The sequence below is a fragment of the Lysobacter sp. M2-1 genome, assembly GCF_022662495.1.
Lineage (GTDB): Bacteria > Pseudomonadota > Gammaproteobacteria > Xanthomonadales > Xanthomonadaceae > JAKPBU01.
The window spans coordinates 82,902-100,705 of the sequence record NZ_JAKPBU010000001.1 but is presented as its reverse complement, the minus strand read 5'-3'; the positions used below and the strand labels follow the sequence as shown (position 1 = coordinate 100,705).

General features: G+C 68.4%; 14 protein-coding genes and 1 pseudogene. 6 read left to right on the top strand and 9 right to left on the bottom strand.

Annotation, left to right across the window (positions count from 1 at the left end; all coding sequences use genetic code 11):
• The first annotated feature begins 67 nt into the window (after positions 1 to 67).
• Positions 68 to 1,081, top strand: coding sequence for a metal-dependent hydrolase (locus tag MC375_RS00400; RefSeq protein ID WP_242101310.1), 1,014 nt, complete (start codon positions 68 to 70; stop codon positions 1,079 to 1,081).
• A gap of 118 nt (positions 1,082 to 1,199) precedes the next feature.
• Here the strand turns inward: MC375_RS00400 and MC375_RS00395 are convergent, their stop codons facing one another.
• The 3 genes from MC375_RS00395 to dusB form a co-directional block, all read right to left on the bottom strand.
• A complete protein-coding gene (locus MC375_RS00395) occupies positions 1,200 to 1,502 on the bottom strand; it encodes a hypothetical protein (RefSeq protein ID WP_242101309.1) in 303 nt (100 codons plus the stop codon).
• Positions 1,503 to 1,916: 414 nt separating this feature from the next.
• Positions 1,917 to 4,523: a glycoside hydrolase family 3 C-terminal domain-containing protein gene (locus MC375_RS00390; RefSeq protein WP_345779266.1), complete on the bottom strand. Its 2,607-nt coding sequence runs from the start codon at positions 4,521 to 4,523 to the stop codon at positions 1,917 to 1,919.
• Between the two features lie 118 nt (positions 4,524 to 4,641).
• Entirely contained in the window at positions 4,642 to 5,649 is a 1,008-nt protein-coding gene (gene dusB / locus MC375_RS00385; protein WP_242101307.1) for a tRNA dihydrouridine synthase DusB, read from the bottom strand.
• Positions 5,650 to 5,802: 153 nt separating this feature from the next.
• Here dusB and MC375_RS00380 point away from each other — a divergent pair, with 153 nt between their 5' ends.
• The gene (locus MC375_RS00380) at positions 5,803 to 6,243 is read left to right on the top strand and encodes a nuclear transport factor 2 family protein (RefSeq protein ID WP_242101306.1); all 441 of its coding nucleotides are present in this window, start codon (positions 5,803 to 5,805) and stop codon (positions 6,241 to 6,243) included.
• A gap of 15 nt (positions 6,244 to 6,258) precedes the next feature.
• Here MC375_RS00380 and MC375_RS00375 read toward each other — a convergent pair whose 3' ends face one another.
• From MC375_RS00375 to MC375_RS00345, 6 genes are all read right to left on the bottom strand, one after another.
• The gene (locus MC375_RS00375) at positions 6,259 to 7,332 is read right to left on the bottom strand and encodes a PepSY-associated TM helix domain-containing protein (RefSeq protein ID WP_242101305.1); all 1,074 of its coding nucleotides are present in this window, start codon (positions 7,330 to 7,332) and stop codon (positions 6,259 to 6,261) included.
• Between the two features lie 19 nt (positions 7,333 to 7,351).
• A complete protein-coding gene (locus MC375_RS00370) occupies positions 7,352 to 9,466 on the bottom strand; it encodes a TonB-dependent receptor (protein ID WP_277929260.1) in 2,115 nt (704 codons plus the stop codon).
• Between the two features lie 95 nt (positions 9,467 to 9,561).
• Complete coding sequence (locus MC375_RS00360) at positions 9,562 to 10,527, bottom strand: ribokinase (RefSeq protein WP_242101304.1); 966 nt, start codon at positions 10,525 to 10,527, stop codon at positions 9,562 to 9,564.
• Positions 10,528 to 10,531: 4 nt separating this feature from the next.
• Entirely contained in the window at positions 10,532 to 11,830 is a 1,299-nt protein-coding gene (locus MC375_RS00355; protein ID WP_242101303.1) for a nucleoside transporter C-terminal domain-containing protein, read from the bottom strand.
• A gap of 197 nt (positions 11,831 to 12,027) precedes the next feature.
• A complete protein-coding gene (locus MC375_RS00350) occupies positions 12,028 to 13,167 on the bottom strand; it encodes a GGDEF domain-containing protein (RefSeq protein WP_242101302.1) in 1,140 nt (379 codons plus the stop codon).
• 101 nt (positions 13,168 to 13,268) lie between these two features.
• Positions 13,269 to 13,862, bottom strand: a complete 594-nt coding sequence (locus MC375_RS00345) for a TMEM165/GDT1 family protein (RefSeq protein ID WP_242101301.1) — start codon at positions 13,860 to 13,862, stop codon at positions 13,269 to 13,271.
• 312 nt (positions 13,863 to 14,174) lie between these two features.
• Here MC375_RS00345 and MC375_RS00340 point away from each other — a divergent pair, with 312 nt between their 5' ends.
• The 4 genes and pseudogenes from MC375_RS00340 (at position 14,175) to MC375_RS00325 (ending at position 17,799) form a co-directional block, all read left to right on the top strand.
• The gene (locus MC375_RS00340; RefSeq protein WP_242101300.1) at positions 14,175 to 14,372 is read left to right on the top strand and encodes a hemin uptake protein HemP; all 198 of its coding nucleotides are present in this window, start codon (positions 14,175 to 14,177) and stop codon (positions 14,370 to 14,372) included.
• Positions 14,373 to 14,479: 107 nt separating this feature from the next.
• A pseudogene (locus MC375_RS17765) lies at positions 14,480 to 14,902 on the top strand (TonB-dependent receptor plug domain-containing protein); the annotation flags it as partial.
• Positions 14,903 to 15,933: 1,031 nt separating this feature from the next.
• Positions 15,934 to 16,752 (top strand): TonB-dependent receptor, encoded by an 819-nt coding sequence (locus MC375_RS17760; RefSeq protein ID WP_242101299.1) that lies wholly within the window; start codon positions 15,934 to 15,936, stop codon positions 16,750 to 16,752.
• 81 nt (positions 16,753 to 16,833) lie between these two features.
• Positions 16,834 to 17,799 carry a hypothetical protein gene (locus MC375_RS00325; RefSeq protein WP_242101298.1) on the top strand — a complete coding sequence of 322 codons (966 nt, stop codon included), beginning with the start codon at positions 16,834 to 16,836 and terminating at the stop codon, positions 17,797 to 17,799.
• The last annotated feature ends 5 nt before the right edge of the window (positions 17,800 to 17,804 follow it).

Genomic DNA, 17,804 nt, shown 5'->3' with positions numbered 1-17,804 from the left:
CCGCTTACGTCGGTTGCGAAGCGCATCGCGCCCCAGGTGCGCCCGCATGGGCTGCTAGCATCGGCCGATGGACTCACTGACCCAGATCCTGCTCGGTGCGGCTGTGACGGCTGCGATCGCGCCTGCGCGCCATCGGCGTGCGGCGCTGGCGGCGGGCGCGGTGCTCGGCACGCTGCCCGACCTGGATTCGATCCCGATCGCGCTGCTCACGGATGATCCGGTCGCACTGATGACCTGGCACCGCAGCGCCAGCCATTCGCTGCTGGTCCTGCCGCTGCTGGCGTGGGCGATCTGGGCGTGGTGCCGGTCGCGCGGCAAACGGGTTGCGCAGGCGCCGCGACGCTGGTGGTGGGCGATCCTGCTGGCATTGATGACCCATCCACTGCTGGACGCCTTCACCGTCTACGGCACCCAGCTGCTATGGCCGCTGCCGCTGCGGCCGGTGATGTGGTCGAGCGTGTTCATCATCGATCCGCTGTACACGCTCTGGCTGCTGCTGGCCTGCATCGCGGCGTTCTTCCTGCGCGAGCGGATCGCGGCGCAGCGCGCACTGGTCGCGGGCCTCGTGCTGAGCACGGCCTACCTGGGCTGGTCGCTGCTGGCGAAGTCGATGGTCGAACGCGAGGCCGATCGCGCCCTGGCGGCGATGGGGCTGCAGGGCGCGCCGCGCTTCTCCGTGCCGATGCCGCTCAATACGCTGCTCTGGCGAGTGGTGGCAATGACGCCGGGTGGCTATATCGAAGGCTATCGCTCGCTGGCGGCCGATCGCGGCACCATACGGTTCCGCGGCTACGCCTCGAACACGCAGGCCCTGGCCGAGGCCGGGCACGTGCCGGCCGTGCGCCGCCTGTCCTGGTTCAACCACGGCTTCCAGCAGGCGCGCGTTGTCGGCAACGAGCTCGTGCTCAGCGATCTGCGCATGGGCAGCGAGCCGGATTACTTTTTTCGTTTCGCGGTGGCACGGCACGGCAGCGGCTGGCGAGCGATCCCGCCACGCCAGCTGCCGGCCGCGCGCGATGCCGGCGCGCTATGGAGCGTGACCTGGACCCGGATCTGGAGCCAGTCGGCCACGCCGCCGTAGGAGCGCGCATGGGCGCGACGCAGGCCTGAGGGCCGGATTTTGTCCGAGCCGAGTCCGTGTCCCGGGCCGCAGCGGCGGCCCGAATGGACATCCGACGGAGACCGTGTCGCAGCGCGGCTCAACGCGCTGCGATCGGGATGACTTCGCCGACCCGACCTTCGGTCGGGAGCCGGATCGCCACAGTTTCGCCATCCTGCAGTTGACGGACCGTGTCGCGGCCGATCGCGCGTTCCAGGCGATGCTTCGCTTCCTTGTAGACGTAGCGCTGGTCGAGCTGCGACATCGGTTGGCCAAGGACGATGGCGACCTTGTGTTCGGTCAGTCCGGAGTGGTGGGCGAGGGCCTGGAGCGTGTCGTCGCCAGCAACGGCCGGGGCGGCAACGCACGACAGGATGAGGGCAAGAGCATGTCGGGGGTTCATGGCGTTCTCCTCAGTGGATGCCGGTGCGGGCCGGGAGGCGGCCGTGTCGTCGGTACTGATGACTTACGGCAGGCGGCGACGGCGGTTGCAAAGACTTGCATCGACTCGGGTGCATCCGGCGAGATGCATTGCAGCGTGTGAGAAGGATTCGCGCATCGCCCATTGGATGCGATGACTTTCGACATGCTTTTTTGCCTGTCCTGGCGCCTTTCCGACAAGAGGTGGTCCGCGCCTTGCTTGCCCCGCGTTCGCATTAGAGCGCGGGCGAGAACTGCGTCCGTGCTTTATGCGATGCGAAGCTCCGATACGACGCGTGCGATCAGCGCATCGAAGCAGTCCCGGGTCGGCGTCGTCCAGCGTCTGCAGATGGCCGAGCATGAAAGGACTCGCGCACCTGCGCCGGCTTGGTTTTGGTTAGCGTGGCAACGTCACCTCGCCGGTGATCGAGAACGCCCCCATGCCGCCAGGCGCGGTGGTTCCCGGCTGGCCGCCACCGACGAACACGCGATAGTCGCCCGGCATCACCGCGCGCTTGCCCGCACGGTCGACGTCGCTGAGACGGCGTGCATCCAGTTCGAAGTTCAGCTCGCGCGATTCGCCCGGCTGCAGGCTGACCCGGGCGAAGTCGACCAGTGCGCGCCTGGGCGACAGCGGCCGGTCGGGGTATTCCAGATAGACCTGCACTACTTCGTCGCCCGCGCGCGCGCCGGCGTTGCGCACCCGGGCGCTTACGCGCAACGTGTCGCCGGCCTTCAGCGCCGATATGGAAAGGCGCGGCTCCTCGTAGGCGAACTGCGTATAGGCCAGGCCGTGGCCGAACGGATACAGCGGTTTGCCGGTGAAGTAGCGGTAGGTCCGGCCCTTCATGTCGTAACTGACATAGGGCGGCAGATCGCGGGTGGACCGGTAGAACGTCACCGGCAGACGTCCGCCCGGATTGTCGTCGCCCGCCAGCACGCGCGCGATCGCCGTGCCGCCGGCCTGGCCTGGATACCACGCGGCCAGGATCGCATCGGCATGTTGCTGCGCCCAGGTCAGGGCCACCGCGCTGCCGCTCATCAGCACCACCACCAGCGGTTTGCCGCTGGCTTTGGCGCGCTCGAGCAGCGCGCGTTGCGGCGCCGGCAGTGCAATGTCGTTGCGGTCGCCGCCGTCGAAGCCGGGCACGTCGATCTGCAGCGCTTCGCCTTCCACATCCGGCGACAGGCCGACGAACGCGACCACCGTGTCGGCCTGCGCCACCGCGCGTTCGGCCTCGGCCAGCTGCGGCTCGGGCGGCGCGATCCACTCCAGACGCAGGCCTTGGTCCTCGCCGCGATGTTCCAGCTCCAGGCGGATGTTCCGGGGGCGCGTGTCGTCGAACCGCAGCACCGTCTCCAGGCTCTGCTCGCCGGTGTCGTGGGCGACGGCCGTGGTGCGCTTGCCATTGGCGTCGCCGGCCATGACGAGCCTGTCGTCGACGTACAGCCTGACCGGGTCGTGCCCGCTGCAGTCGAAGCAGCGCGCCATCCGCACCGCAAGCGTGTATTCGCCCGGCCCGGGCGGGAGCAGCTTGCCGGTCCAGCGCACCGAATATCCGGATCTCGGAAGGCCGTCGGCCGGCGCGACCCGGTCCCAGTTGAAGCCGACCACGCGATCCTGTCGCACGAGTGCCGGGGTGCCGCGCAGGTCGGGATTGGCGAAGTACTCGCCCTTCAGTCCGGTGGCATCGCCGTGGCGCAGCGCGGTTTCGGGGATGGTGGTCGGCACGCCGGCGGCCAGCGGCGCGCCTTGCGCGTAACGGACCCGCGCGTCGCCGAAGCGCTCGCGCAGGCCGCGCAGCGGGGTGACCGGGTCGCGGGAGGTGCCCTGGTAATTGGCTTCCAGCACCGCCAGTGCGTCGGCGTTGGGTCCGATCACGGCGATGCGCGTCTCCGGACGCAGCGGCAGCGTATCGCCGTCGTTCTTCAGCAGCACCATCGACTGCACGGCCGCCTGCAGCGCGAGCGCGCGGTGCGCGGGGCTGTCGATGTCGGCGGCTCCGAGTGCGGCATACGGATCGGGTTGTTGTGGATCGAGCTCACCCAGCCGGTAGCGCGCGGTGAACAGCCGCACCAGGGCCCGGTCCAGCAGCGCTTCGGCAATGTCGCCGCGTGCGAGCGCCTCGCCCAGCGCGCGGTAGGCTGAACCGCAGTTGAGATCCAGTCCGGCCTGCAGCGCCGCCGCGGCCGACGCCGCGTTGTCGGGCCTGAAGTAGTGGAATGCCGTCATGTCGCTGACCGCATCGCAGTCGGACACGACGTACCCGGTGAAACCCCAGTCGCCGCGCAGGCGCCCGTCGAGCAACCACTCGGCCGCGCACGCAGGCGTGCCGTGCAGGGCGTTGTAGGCGCACATCACCGAGCCGGCGCCGCCTTCGATGACCGCGGCGCGGAATGCAGGGGTGTAGGTCGCCTCCAGATCGTGCGGTGAGACGGCGACGCTGAAGCCATGCCGGCCCGGTTCCGGACCGCTATGCACCGCGAAGTGCTTGGGCGTCGCGATCGTGCGTGGATGCGGCGGATCGGCGCCCTGCAGGCCGCGCACGAACGCCACCCCCAGCTGTCCGGTGAGGTACGGATCCTCACCGTAGGTTTCCTGCCCACGGCCCCAGCGCGGATCGCGGAAGATGTTGATATTGGGAGACCAGATGGTCAGGCCTTCGTAACGGCGGTGATCCTTGCCCGGTCCGCCGGCCAGGTTGAACTTGGCGCGCGCCTCGGTCGACACGACGGTGCCGACTTGCTGGATCAGGTCGCGGTTCCAGGTGGCTGCGAGCGCGACCGCCTGCGGGAACACCGTGGCATGGCCGTTGCGCGCGATGCCGTGCAGACCCTCGTTCCACCATTCGTAGGCGGGGATGCCCAGTCGCGGGATCGCCGGCGCGGCGTTGACCAGCTGCGAGATCTTTTCCTCGCGGGTCATGCGGGCGACCAGCGTCGCCGCCCGCGCTTCGGGCGCAGCAGGCGCAACGTTCTGTCCCTGCGCGAACGCGGGGCTCAGGAATGCCAGCAGCAGCGAAATGCCCGCGCGGAAGACGGGGCGGGAAGACCGGGCCATGCAGTGTTCCTTCATGCGTTGGGGTAACGCGACCAGAGGCGCCGTGGCAGCATCGCTGCGATCACGCGGCCGCCCGGAGGCCGTGGTCGCCGGCGATCAGACCGTCGAAGTAATGCCGCGTCAGTTCAAGCTGCGCCTGCGCACTGTCGGCGCGGTTCACCACGTTGCGAAAGGCCATCTGCTGATCGACAGGGCCTTCCGCTTGCTTGGCGTACCAGCCCAGATGCTTGCGGGCGATGCGCACACCCGCCGGCTCGCCGTAGAACGCGTGCAGCGCGCGCAGATGGCCGAGCAGGATGTCGCGCACTTCGGCCGCGGCGATCGGGGGCAGGTGCTCGCCGGTGGCGAGGAAATGCGCGATCTCGCGGAAGATCCACGGCCTTCCCTGCGCGGCGCGGCCCACCATCACGGCGTCGGCGCCGGTGTGGTGCAGTACGAACGCAGCTTTCTCCGGCGAACCGATGTCGCCGTTGGCGATGACCGGAATACACAGTTCGGATTTGATCCGGGCGATGGTGTCGTACTCGGCGGTCCCCGTGTACTGCTGGTCGCGCGTGCGTCCATGCACCGCGAGCGCGGCGATGCCGCAGTCTTCGGCGATACGCGCGATGCACGGCGCGTTGCGGTGGTCGGTGTCCCAGCCGGTGCGGATCTTCAGCGTGACCGGCACGTCCACCGCAGCCACGACCGCCGAGACGATCCGCGCCACCAACGCTTCATCGCGCATCAGCGCCGAGCCGGCCCAGGCGTTGCAGACCTTCTTCGCCGGACAGCCCATGTTGATGTCGATCAGCTGTGCGCCGTGCTCCACGTTGTAGCGCGCGGCCGCGGCCATGACGGTGGGCACGGTGCCGGCGATCTGCACGCTGACCGGATCCGGTTCGCCGGCGTGATCCATACGGTGCAGCGATTTGCGCGTGTTCCAGAAGCGCGGGTCGCTGGTGGTCATCTCCGACACGGCCAGCCCCGCGCCCAGCTGCTTGCACAGCTGCCGGAACGGCTTGTCGGTGACGCCCGCCATGGGCGCGAGGATCACTCTGGGCTCAATGCGATAGGTGCCGATGCGCATGCTGCGCATTGTAGAGGCGGCCGATCGGCAATGCGCGCCATCACGGCCCGCGTGCGAAACATCGGTTCGGATCTGCCTACGGAGTCCGAAAACAGCGAGCATTCGCTGCTCCCACGAGGCAGGCTGGCGCCGATATGGATCGGGAGCATCGTGATGCCTCAACGCTTAATCGCCGCGGCCATGGCCGTGCTATGGACCGCGCAGGCGGTGGCCGGGTGTCCACGCGACGCCGCGGTCATCATCGAACTGGACCGGCAGTACCAGGATGCCGTGTTACGCAACGATGCCGATTCGATCGAACGGCTGCTGCCCGACGACTTCGCCCTGGTCACCGGTCGTGGCAAGCAGGTGCGCAAGGCCGACCTGGTCATGGAGGCGCGCACCCAGGCCGCACACTACGAACGTCAGCACGACAAGCAACAGAGCGTGCGCTTCATCGGAGAGATCGCCGTAATCAGCGCGCTGCTGCATGTCAAGGGCCGTGAACGCGGGCAGCCTGTGGACTACCGGCTCTGGTTCAGCGATGTATACCTGTGCACGCCGACGGGTTGGCAGTACAGCTTCGCGCAGTCGTCCATACCGCTGTCGGATTGACGAACGCGTACTGGCTCAGTGCTTGCCGCGGCGGCGGCGCCAGAACAGGAAGCCGGTGCACAGCAGAAACGCCGGCGCCAGTCCCGAGATCGCAACCGCGATCCGGTACAGCCAGCCACCAACCGCGCCGATGTGCAGGGGATAGATCGCCTGGTGCATGCGCGTGCCCAACGGGTGGGCGGTGGCGTCGACGACCTGCAGGATCGATCCCGTCGCATCTAGGTGGATCTCGCTGCGGCCGACCGGGTGCCATTCGCCGGCGGCGCGGGCCCGGAAGCCGACAACCCCGTCGCCGCGGGCGGGTACCGACAGGCGATTCACCTGGGCGCCGGGCAGCGCGGCCTGGACTTCGCCAAGCACCCGGCTCCAATCGGGCGCGTGGGCAGTACCGACGGCAAGGGGTGCGTCGTGGGTCGCGCCGCCGAACAGCGCGGTAAGCGCCGTGCGGAAACCCTGCGAATAGACCATGCCGACCCCGGTCAGCGCGATCAGCAGCACCAGCGGCAACAGCACCACGCCGCTGCTGCGGTGCCAGCTGAGCCAGCGTCGGGTCGGCGGGCCGGCATGGAATTTCAGCTGCGCCAGCCAGTTGCGCTTCGGCCACCACAGATACAGGCCGGTCAGCAGCAGGCCGAGCGCGATCCAGCCGGCGATGCCGAGCACCTCCTTGCCGGCCTCACCGCCGAGCAGTTCGACATGCAGCTCGTGCAGCCACAGCAGCCAGTCGTCGCGGTGACTGCGCGCCAGCAGCAGGCTGCCGTCCTCAGGCGAGAAGTAGCCGCGGTGTCCATCCTCGAAATAGCCCTGCCAGACCGGTAGTTCCGTGCGCGGCAGGTCGAGCGAGCGCAGGCCGTGCGGCCGCCACTCCTCGACGATGCGCGCCAATACCCGGCCGTCGGCGACTGGCTGGTGAGCGGTGATCTGCGGATGCTGCAGACGCAGCAGCTCGACATGGAACACCAACACCGTGCCCGCCAGCGCGACCAGCGCGAACACGCTGCCGACCACCAGCCCGCACCACAGGTGCAGCCATGACAACGCCGCCCGCAGGCGGCGGCGCGGGGATCGGGGCGATGCGGATGCCGTCATGCGCGCATGGCGTCCCGGATCAGAACCGGTGCGACCAGCCCAGCGTCAGCACCCGGCCGCGCCCGGCGGTATAGGTGTCGTCGCGCGGCGGCGTGGTCTGCGAGTTGTATGCGATGTACTGCTCGCCGAGCAGATTCTCGATGCCGATGCTGAGCGTGCCCAGCGGCAGCCTGAAGCGGCCGAGCAGGTCGACCGTGGTGTAGCCGTCGAAGTCGTTGTCGGAGCTGTCGAAATCACGATCGAACGCACGACCGGCCTGCAGCCGGGTATCGAATCCGGGCGTCCAGGCCTGGGTCCAGAACGCGGTCACGCGGTCGGGACTGACGTTGATGCCGGGCAGATCGCTGTCGACGTGGCCGTCGCCATCGCTGTCGTAGCGGGCGTGGGTGGTGGCGTAGCCCAGACCGATGCGCCCGGCTTCGGAGAAGCGGAACGCAAGATTGCCTTCGATGCCGCGGATTTCGGTGCGCTCGCGCGCGACGTTGTAGGTCGCGGTCGCCGGATCGAAGGCCAGGCGCGAGCCGAGGTCGGAATCCGACCAGTAGGCGGCGAGGTGGGCGAGCCAACGGTCATCGCCGTAGTCCAGGCCGATCTCACGATTGTCGGCAACCACCGGAGACAGGTCGACCAGGCTGTCGACGCGCTGATCGGGCTGGTTGATTGCGCGCAGCACGCGGCCGATGTCCGCGACGGTATAGCCCTCCGAATACGATGCATACAGCTTCAGCGCATCGGTGGCCTCCCAGACCAGGCCGATGTTGGGCAGGGTTTCGCTGGTGGTCGGGGAACCGCCCTCGACGAAGCGGCTGCCGCCGGCGTTGGCCGGGATCGTGGTGTAGTCGTCGACCTGCAGCTTGCCGCGCTCGTGGCGCAGTCCGCCGGTCAGCATCAGCGTGTCGGTCAGCCACCACTCGGCCTGCACGAATGGCGACCAGGATTCGTAGGTGGTTTCCGGCACCCAGTCCAGGCCTGCGCGGATCAGTTCCTGCGATGTGGTGTCGCGGGCCAGGTCCAGGCCCAGCGTCGCGCGCAGGCGCAGGCCGAACAGATCGCCGCGCGACCAGCTGAACTTCCCGCCGGTCTTTTCCGACAGGTTCTGCGACTGGTCGTGCCAATCCGGGTCGCGTCCGTCGCCCCAGAAGTCGCCCCAGTCGCTGTCGCCGTACAGCGCCGCGAAGTCGACCCAGTACACCTGCGCCTGCAGGTAACCGCCGGCGAGCGACTTGTCGGTGTAGTCCAGCACCACCGAGGTGGTGCGGTTGCGCGGGCCTTCGCCTTCCGGATCGCCGCGTTCGGAGCTGGCGGGGATGCCGTTGACGGCATCGCCTTCGACCACGACGTAATCGTTGTTGCCCTGCAGCTGGTAACGGTTGGCGGTGAGTTGCAGGCGACGGTCTGCGTCGATGTTCCAGCCGCCCTTGGCGAACAGGTTGTAGCTGCGCGAGTCCATCAGGTCGCCCTGCACGGCGTTGATGGCCAGCGGTTTGCCGTCTCCGTCGTAGTACAGGCCCTCGCTGGCGTAGGACGCGCCGCCGACGAAGTCGAATGCCCCGCTGCGGGTGCCGAACAGGTACGAGGCGCGATAGCCAGTGCTGTCGCTCTCGTGCGGCAGTGGCGTGCTGGCGGCGATGCTCACGTCCTGGAAGCTGTTGCCATCCTGGCGAGGCGCACGCTTGGTGATGATGTTGATGATGCCGCCGGACGCGCCCAGGCCCTGCAGCGCATTGGCGCCGTGGATGACTTCGATGCGCTCGATCATCGCCGGATCGAGGGTGTGGCCGTCGCGGCCGCCGTCGCGCAGCGGCGTGGACTGCGGCACGCCGTCGACCAGGTATAGCGGCTTGCGACCGCGCAGGGTTTCGCCGCTGTTCGTAAGCTTCTGCCGCGATGGCGCGAACGAAGGCACCAGGTTCGCCAGCACCTGCGAGATGTCCTGGGTCACCGCGAGCTGCTGCTGCAGCTGTTCCTGGTCGATCACGGTGATGGTACTGGGCAGCGCCGATGCCGAATTCGGTATGCGGCTGGTACTGGCCGAGACCGTCACCCTGTCGAGGGTGTTGACGGGGTCGTCGGCGAGGGCGGGCAGGGCGAAGGTGCCGAGGATGGCAGCGGCAAGCAGGCGGATACGGGGCATGGGCCAGGGTTGTTCGGAAAGCCCGTCATGTTAATGCGAATTATTCGCATTCACAATTGAACCGAGGCCGGACTCGGGCCGGAGCGCACGGTCCGTCAGCCAGGGAAGCGCGCCTCGACCTCGGCCCTGCGCGGCATGGCGGCCGCGGCGCCGTGCAATTCCGTCGACAGCGCGGCAAAACGCCCGGCGAAGCGCACGTGTTCGGCGAATGCCTGTGCGCGGGTCGCCCAGGAAGCCGCAAGCGCACCGTTGAAGGCATCGCCCGCACCCGTGGTGTCGACCGTCGCCACCCGTTCGGCCGGCACCCGGTACCAGGGCGCATCGTCGCCATGCGTGCGGTCCGGCGCGTGGGATACGAAACTGCCCGCCGCGCCCAGGGTCAGGACCACGCTGCCGGCGGGAAGCAACGCGCGGCACAGCGCGTGCAGCTGCGCGCCGGGCAGGCCTGCGACCGCGTCCGCCTGGAGCGGTTCGGACAGGTGGACGCGTGCGAGCGCGGCGAATTCGGTCTCGTTGGGCGTCAGCACGTCGGCCAGCGCCAGCAGCTGCGCATCGCAGGCGACGTTGGCCGGTGCGGGATTGAGTACCGTGGTCGCCCCGCCATCGCGCGCCGCGCGCAACGCGGCCAGCACCGTGGAAGCGGGAACTTCGAGCTGGGCGAGGACCACCGACGCGGACGCGAGCAACGTCGCGCTGTCGGCGATGAATGCCGGATCCAGGTCATCGTTCGCTCCCGGCCCGATGACGATGCTGTTGCGGCCCTGCGCATCGACATAGATCCCGGCGCTGCCGGTCGGCGCGTGGCTGCGACGGTCGCGCAGGTCCAGCCCGTCGGCTTCGGCGAGAGAACGTGCCAGCTGTGCGCCGGCATCTTCGCCGAGCGCGCACAGGAATGAGGTGGGCGCGCCCGCGCGCTGCGCGGCGATGGCCTGGTTGAAGCCCTTGCCGCCCGGTCCGGTCGCGTACGCACCGCTCACGGTCTCGCCCGGCTGAGGCAGCGCCTGGCAGCGCCAGACATGGTCGACGTTGAACGAACCGACGATGACCACGCGCCCGCCCATGGCGTCAGGCCCCGAAGCGGCTCAGCACGCCGGCGATGGTGGCGGTCATGAACGTGGCGATCGATCCGCCCAGTACCGCCTTCAGCCCGAACTTGGCCAGATCGTGCCGGCGTTCGGGGGCGAGGCCGCCGATGCCGCCGATCTGGATCGCAATCGAGGAAAAGTTCGCGAACCCGCACAGCGCATACGCCGCGACCAGCCGCCCGTGCTCGCTCAGGGTCACGCCCGCCACCTTGCCCTGGATGATGTCGGACAGCTGCAGGTAGGCGATGAATTCGTTGAGCACGATCTTCTGTCCGATCAGCCCGCCGACCACCGTCGCATCCTGCCAGGGCACTCCGATCACCCAGGCCAGCGGCGCCAGCACGTAGCCCAGCAGGCTGCCCAGATCCGTTGGCCGGCCGAGCATCGCGGCGATGCCGGTGATATCTCCCAGCCAGATCAGCGGCGCGTTGATCAGTGCGATCAGTGCGGTGAAGGCGAGCAGCATGGCGCCGACGTTGAGCGCGAGCCTGAGCCCGTCGCTGGCCCCGCCCGCTGCGGCGTCGATCACGTTCGCGGTCGTCTTCTCGACTTCCATCTTGACCTGGCCGCGGGTCAGCGGTTCCTGGGTTTCCGGGACCAGGATCTTCGAGATCACCAGCGTCGCCGGCGCGGCCATGATCGATGCGGTCAGCAGATGCTTGGCGTAATACGCCTGCTGCACCGGGTCGGTGCCGCCGAGCATGCCCACGTAGGCGGCCAGCACGCCGCCCGCGATATGGGCCATGCCGCCGACCATGATCGTCAGCAGTTCCGACTGGGTCATGCGTCCGATATAGGGCCGGATGGTGAGCGGCGCCTCGGTCTGGCCGATAAAGATGCTGGCGCACACGCTGGTGGTTTCCGCGCCTGATACGCGCATCACCTTGGTGATCGCCCAGGCCATGCCACGCACGATCCACTGCATCACGCCCAGGTGGTAGAGGATGCCCATCAGGGCGGCGAAGAAGATGATCGTCGGCAGCACCTGGAAGGCGAAGATGAAGCCGAACTTCGCCGGCAATGACAGGTCGCCGAACACCAGCGCCGTGCCGACGCCGGTGAACTCGAGCAGCTTGACGAAGCCGCGCCCGAGCGCGTCGAAGACTTCGCGTCCGCCCGGCACCAGCAGCACCAGCGCGGCGAAGGCGACCTGCAGGGTGACCCCGACAATGACCAGCTTCCAGTCGACCGCACGCTTGTTGTTCGAGAACAACCAGGCGATGCCGAGCAGCACCGCCAATCCGAACAGGCCGAAGCCGATCCGTCCAAGAGCTTCCATCGATCCCCGCCTGCCGGTTCGTCGTAGTCCGGCGCAGGGTAGGGCACCCGTCCAAGGCGGGCAACCGCGCGCGACGCGCTTTCCGCCTCCGCTGCGCGGCTGGGGCTGCAGACGTGTGTGGGGAGCGGGCGCCGCGCCTGCTCTTGACCTTCAGCCGGAAGCGGGCGCGACCGTCGCGGCCCAGTCCGCGCGCACGATCAGAGATCGCGCGCCAGCACCCGGTTGCGGCCGGCATGTTTGGCCCCCTGCAGGCGCCGGTCGGCGGTACCGAGCAGCGCTGCCGTGTCGCTGCCGTCCTGCGGCCAGCTGGCCAGACCGCCGCTGTAGGTCAGGGTAAAGCTGTCGTTGCCGCGTTCCACTGCGAACGGTTTGGTCGCCAGTTCGCGCCTGGTTCGCTCCACGCGTTCCCAGGCACTGCCGATCGGGCAGCGCAGGACCAGCACGAATTCCTGGCCACCCAGGCGCACCACGTGCTCGTCTTCCTGCAGCATGCCGCGCAGCAGCGCGGCGACGTGGCGAATGGCGCGATCGCCATCGAGATGCCCGGCGGCGTCGTTGACGCGGCGGAAGTTGTCGATGTCCAGCAGCGCCAGGGTTAACGATCCGCCGTCCCTGCGCAGCGATTCGTACAGGCCGGGCATGCGCTGCAGCAACCACGAGCGGTTGGGGAGCCCGGTGAGGCCATCGTTGCCGGAGAGCTCGATCAATCGCTGCATCCGGAACACGACGGCGCCGGTCAGCAGGGTCATCAGCAGCAGCAGGATCAGGCGCTGCAGTACGTTGGAAGCGGATGCGGTTCCGTAATCGATCGACATCAGCTGTTCGGGCGATTGCGCGCCCTGCAGCACGACCAGGGCCAGCAGGCCGAACTGGGCGATGGCTAGCCCGCCCACGTAGACGGTCAGGCGCCCGTCGTTGCGCAGCGCGGTCATCGCGATCGCGAGCAGGTAGAAGCCCCACACGACCATGCTGTTGAGCCCCGCGGCGCGGTCGCCGAAGGCCAGCAACACCAGCACCCCGGTGGTGACGGTCACATCGTAGGTGCCAGTGGCGTACGGCAACCAGCGGTACATGCGCCGTCGCCGTGCCAGCGCCAGCCAGATCTGGGCCGCGATGTTCACGACTACCGCTGCGCCGAGACCGATCAGCATCTCGCTGGTCTTGCCGCCGCTCAGGCCGTGTACCAGTGGCAGCAGCAGGATCAGGGCGGACAGCAGCGCGCGCACGCGCGCCACCAGCAGCTCCCCATCCGCGCCGACCTGCAGCATCAACTCGTCCGGGCGTGCGAGCGCACGCGCATAGAGTTCGCGCAGCCATTGCATCGACAACCACCGCATCGGCTATCCCTGATCGGGTCCGGGCGCAGTGTAGGGCCTGTCCGCGCCGGTGGCGCACGATCGCCGGCAACGTCCTCACTGACTCGACACCCGCGCGTGGCTCATCCCACCCCACGCAGTGCCACCCAGACTGCCAGGGCCGCAAACACCACAGCCGCCACCACTCTCGCAGTGCTCAGCGGCAGGCGATCCGCGAAACGGCTGCCCAGCAGGACCACCGGTACATTCGCCAACAGCATTCCTGCGGTGGTGCCGACGACCACCTCCCACAGCGGGCTGTATTTCGCGGCCAGCAACACCGTCGCGACCTGGGTCTTGTCGCCGATCTCGGCCACGAAGAAGGCCAATGTGGTGGCGATGAAGGCGCCGCGTGCGGGCAATGGCTGCTGCTCGTCGATCCGGTCGGGCATCAGCGTCCATAGCGCGATGGCCGCGAAGCTGCCCGCGACGATCCAGCGCAGCACGCCCGGTGTCAGCCAATCCGCGACCAGCGCGCCGAGCCATCCGGCCAGCGCATGGTTGAGCAGGGTGGCGACCAGGATGCCGGCGATGATGGGCCACGGGCGACGGAAGCGGGCAGCCAGCAGCAGCGCGAGCAGCTGGGTCTTGTCGCCGATCTCCGCCAGCGCGACGGCGCCGGCCGACACCAGGGCCGCGGCCAAGGGGAAGTCGCGTCCTGCCAACAGGTCGAGCATTGGGGATTCCGGGGCCGGACGAGCGGTGGACGCGAAAGCAAGGCGCTGCGTCGCCCGGCCCGGGTTGCGCAGTGCCTGCCTTCGGTCTTGCCCACGGCCGCTGTGCGGCCGTTCGCGCGCCATGGCCTGCCGGCCAAGTGTGTTGACGCGCCACCGGTGGATTCGGCGAATCCGCTTCGGGCTACTCCCCGGAGGAGGGGTGGCGGACATTATAGGGAGACGGCGGCATGGCCTGCGCCGATGGCTAGATGCGATTGACTTTCAAATGAGAATCAATATCATTTGATCCAGTCGACACCGGAGCCCGCCGCGATGCTGCATGTCCCGTCCAATTCATTCTCCGACGATCGCGTGGCCGTCCGGTCGAGCGTCGGATCAGCGGATGCCCGCGTTGCCGAAGTCGACAGTACCCGGCTCCTGCAAGGCCAGCGCGAACTGCTCATCCGTCATGGCGGCGAGTGCTACCGGCTGCGTCATACCCGCAACGACAAGCTGATCCTCACCAAGTAATCCGGCCCGGCCAATAGTCGGACCGCACCCTCTCTCCCGGCTGCCAGCCGTCCCGGTCGCACCGGAAGCCAGCCCGCCGAAAGCCTTCTTCTTTCGTCGAGTCTTCCATGCGTCCCACACTGCTCTGTGCCGCCCTGTCGCTGGCATTGACCGGGCTGCTGCCCGTGCATGCAGGATCGCCGGATCCGGATCCGTCCGATTCCACGGCCACCGAATTCGACCGCATCACGGTCACCGCCACGCGGACCGAGCGGGCGCTCGCCGACGTGCCCAATACCGTCGACATCTTCAGTCGGGAGCGCATGGACGAGCTGCTCGTGCGCGATCTCAAGGATCTGTTCCGCCACGAACCGGGCATCAGTGTGGGCAGCAGCATCGGCCGCTTCGGCATCGGCGACATCCGCATTCGCGGCCTGGGCGGAAACCGGGTACGCATCCAGACCGATGGCATCGCCGTGCCCGATGCCTTCGCCATCGGCAGCTTCTCGAATGCCAGCCGCAACTTCGTCGACCTCGACACATTGAAGCGGGTCGAGGTGGTGCGCGGTCCGACCAGCTCGCTGTACGGCTCGGACGCGCTCGGCGGCGTGGTCTCGTTTCTGACCAAGGACCCTTCGGACTATCTGAAGGACGGCAAGGACGCCTACTTCGACTTCAAGCTCGGCTTCGAGAGCGACTGGAACGGCCTGTTCGGCGGCGCCACCGCGGCCCTCGGTGGCGAACGCTGGTCCGGTCTGGTGGCGGTGGGCCATCGCCAGGGCACCGAGACCGAGAACCAGGGCGAAGTCGGGAGCAGCGGCGCCGCGCGCACCCGACCCAATCCGCAGCAGCGCGACGGGCGCAGCCTGCTGTCGAAGCTGGTGTACGCACCGGACCAAGGCCAGCGCTTCAAGCTGGTCGTCGAAGGCAACGAGGACGGCGCCGATACCGACCTGCTGACCCTGCGCGGGTTGCAGCCGATGACCGGCGTGAACAACCTGTCGGTGACCGCAGACGACCACCAGACGCGCGCCCGCGTAGCCGTGGTGCACGAAATGGACATGGTCGACGCCGGCTTCGCCGACAGCCTGGACTGGCAGGTCTATCGCCAGGACAGCGAGACCACCCAGGACACCAGCGAAGTGCGCGAGGTGCCCGCATCGCTGTTCTCGCCGGCGCTGCGCGACCGGCGCGACCGCCGCTTCAATTTCGATCAGCGCGTGTACGGGCTGCAGGCGAATTTCCGCAAGGCCTTCGAAGGCGCCGTGCGTCACGACCTGGCCTATGGCATCGATCTGTCGCGCACGCGCATACGGCAGAAGCGCGATGGCCTGCGCACCTTCCTCGACACCGGCGCGACCACGCCGGTGATGCTGCCGGACGCGTTTCCGGTGCGCGATTTCCCGATCAGCGAAACCAGCAATGCGGCGCTGTACCTGCAGGACGAAGTCGGGTTCGCAGGCGGCGCGTTCCGCCTGATCCCGGCGCTGCGCATCGATCACTACCAGCTGCAGCCCGAGGTCGACGCGATCTCGCCGAGGACAATCCCGGTGTCGCGGTCGCGGAAATCAGCCAGACCAGCGTGTCGCCCAAGCTCGGCGCGGTCTGGCGCTTCGCGCCCGGCTGGTCGCTGTTCGGCGGCTATGCGCGCGGTTTCCGCGCACCGCCGTACAACGATGTCAACATCGGCTTCACTAATGTGCAGTTCGGCTACACGGCGATCGCCAACCCCGACCTGCGTCCGGAAACCAGCGACGGCTTGGAAGCGGGGCTGCGCTACGGTAGCCGCGTCCTCTTCGCCGAACTGACCGGGTACTACAACCGTTACGACGACTTCATCGAGTCGATGGCCGTGGTCGGCTTCGATCCGGTACGCCAGCTGCTCGTGTTCCAGTCGCGCAACGTCGCCGAAGCGACGATCTACGGCGCGGAGGCCAGGGCCGGTCTCGATCTGGGTGCGCTGTCGGGCGCGCTGCAGGGTTGGTCGCTGCGTGGCGCGGCGGCCTGGTCGCGTGGCGACAACGAGACCGAGGACGTGCCGCTGGATGGAGTCGAGCCGCCGACCGCCTCGCTGGGCATCGCCTTCCAGCGCGAAGCCTGGGGTGCGGAGCTGGCAGCGCGGTTCGTGGGTCGCCGCGATCGCCTGCCGTCGGCGTCCGATCCGCAACCGGGTGCGGAACCGGTGCGCGCGTTCGAAAGCCCGGGTTACGTCGTGCTCGACCTGTATGCGCATTGGCGCTTTGCGCCCGGTGTGCGCCTGGATGCCGGCCTGTTCAATCTTGGCGACCGCAAATACTTCTATGCCGGCGACGTGCCGCTGGTGGCTGCGGACAGCGTCCAGCTGGATCGCTACACCGCAGCGGGACGCAATCTCGCGCTCAGCGTCGCGGTGGAGTGGTGACGACAAATGATCAGCCTGGCATCGATCCCGTACCCACCGCCCATCCACCAACCCCGGCTGTCATCCGGGCAGGAGAACCTCATGACTTCAGATAGGCGACGACCTGCGAGCGCATCGCGCATGCGCGGCGCCCTGCTCGCACTGGCTGGTGCGGCGATGCTAGGCGCCTGTGCGTCCGCTCCCCGTGCGACCGATGCGGCCGTCCTACCGGCCACAGCTGAGACAGACGAATACGGTGTGCTGGTGATGGCGCATGGGGGCGGCGACACCTGGAACAGCGAAGTCACCCAGGCCCTGGCTCCGCTGCAGGCCGAGTTTCCGATGTGGATCGCCTTCGGTATGGCGGATGCGGCGAGTCTGCAGGCGGGAGTCGATGCGCTGGAGCGGCAGGGCGTGAAGCGGATCGGCGTGGTGCGGTTGTTCATCAGCGGCGAGAGCTGGTACCAGCGCACCCGGCAGATCTTGGGCCTGGAGCCCGGCGCACCGCCGAAGCCGCAAGCGGACGATGCGGCGCATGCGCAGCACGGCGGACACAGCATGGCGTTGTGGCGGCTGGACAGCGACGCCAGTTTCGCTGTCAGCAGGGATGGCCTGGCCGACGCGCCCGAGATGGGCGCCGTGCTGGTGGAGCGTGCCCGCGCGCTCAGCCGCGATCCCGGGCAGGAGGACGTGCTGGTGCTGGCGCATGGCCCGGAGGACGATGCCGAGAACGAGCGCTGGCTGGCGCGGATCGACGCGCGCGCCAATGCGGTGCGCGAAGCGCTGCCGTTCCGGCGCCTCCAGGTCATGACCTTGCGCGAGGACTGGCCTGACAAGCGCGCGGCGGCCACCGCCCGGATCCGCAGCTACGTGCAACGTGCGGCCAGCGAAGGCGGGCGCGCGATCGTGATTCCCTTCCGCGTACAGGGTTTCGGCCCGTATGCCGAGGTGCTGCAGGGATTGGAGTACGTCGCCGACGGCCGGGGCCTGGTGCCCGACACCGAGGTCACCGCCTGGGTCAGACGCCAGGCGGAGACGTTGCGCGCCGGAGAATTCGCAGGAGAGTGACTGCC

Coding starts and splice junctions, on each gene's coding strand:
- MC375_RS00400 (WP_242101310.1), top strand. CDS start 68: ATGGACTCACTGACCCAGATCCTGCTCGGTGCGGCTGTGACGGCTGCG.
- MC375_RS00395 (WP_242101309.1), bottom strand. CDS start 1,502: ATGAACCCCCGACATGCTCTTGCCCTCATCCTGTCGTGCGTTGCCGCC.
- dusB (WP_242101307.1), bottom strand. CDS start 5,649: ATGCGCATCGGCACCTATCGCATTGAGCCCAGAGTGATCCTCGCGCCC.
- MC375_RS00380 (WP_242101306.1), top strand. CDS start 5,803: ATGCCTCAACGCTTAATCGCCGCGGCCATGGCCGTGCTATGGACCGCG.
- MC375_RS00375 (WP_242101305.1), bottom strand. CDS start 7,332: ATGACGGCATCCGCATCGCCCCGATCCCCGCGCCGCCGCCTGCGGGCG.
- MC375_RS00370 (WP_277929260.1), bottom strand. CDS start 9,466: ATGCCCCGTATCCGCCTGCTTGCCGCTGCCATCCTCGGCACCTTCGCC.
- MC375_RS00360 (WP_242101304.1), bottom strand. CDS start 10,527: ATGGGCGGGCGCGTGGTCATCGTCGGTTCGTTCAACGTCGACCATGTC.
- MC375_RS00355 (WP_242101303.1), bottom strand. CDS start 11,830: ATGGAAGCTCTTGGACGGATCGGCTTCGGCCTGTTCGGATTGGCGGTG.
- MC375_RS00350 (WP_242101302.1), bottom strand. CDS start 13,167: ATGCGGTGGTTGTCGATGCAATGGCTGCGCGAACTCTATGCGCGTGCG.
- MC375_RS00345 (WP_242101301.1), bottom strand. CDS start 13,862: ATGCTCGACCTGTTGGCAGGACGCGACTTCCCCTTGGCCGCGGCCCTG.
- MC375_RS00340 (WP_242101300.1), top strand. CDS start 14,175: ATGCTGCATGTCCCGTCCAATTCATTCTCCGACGATCGCGTGGCCGTC.
- MC375_RS00325 (WP_242101298.1), top strand. CDS start 16,834: ATGACTTCAGATAGGCGACGACCTGCGAGCGCATCGCGCATGCGCGGC.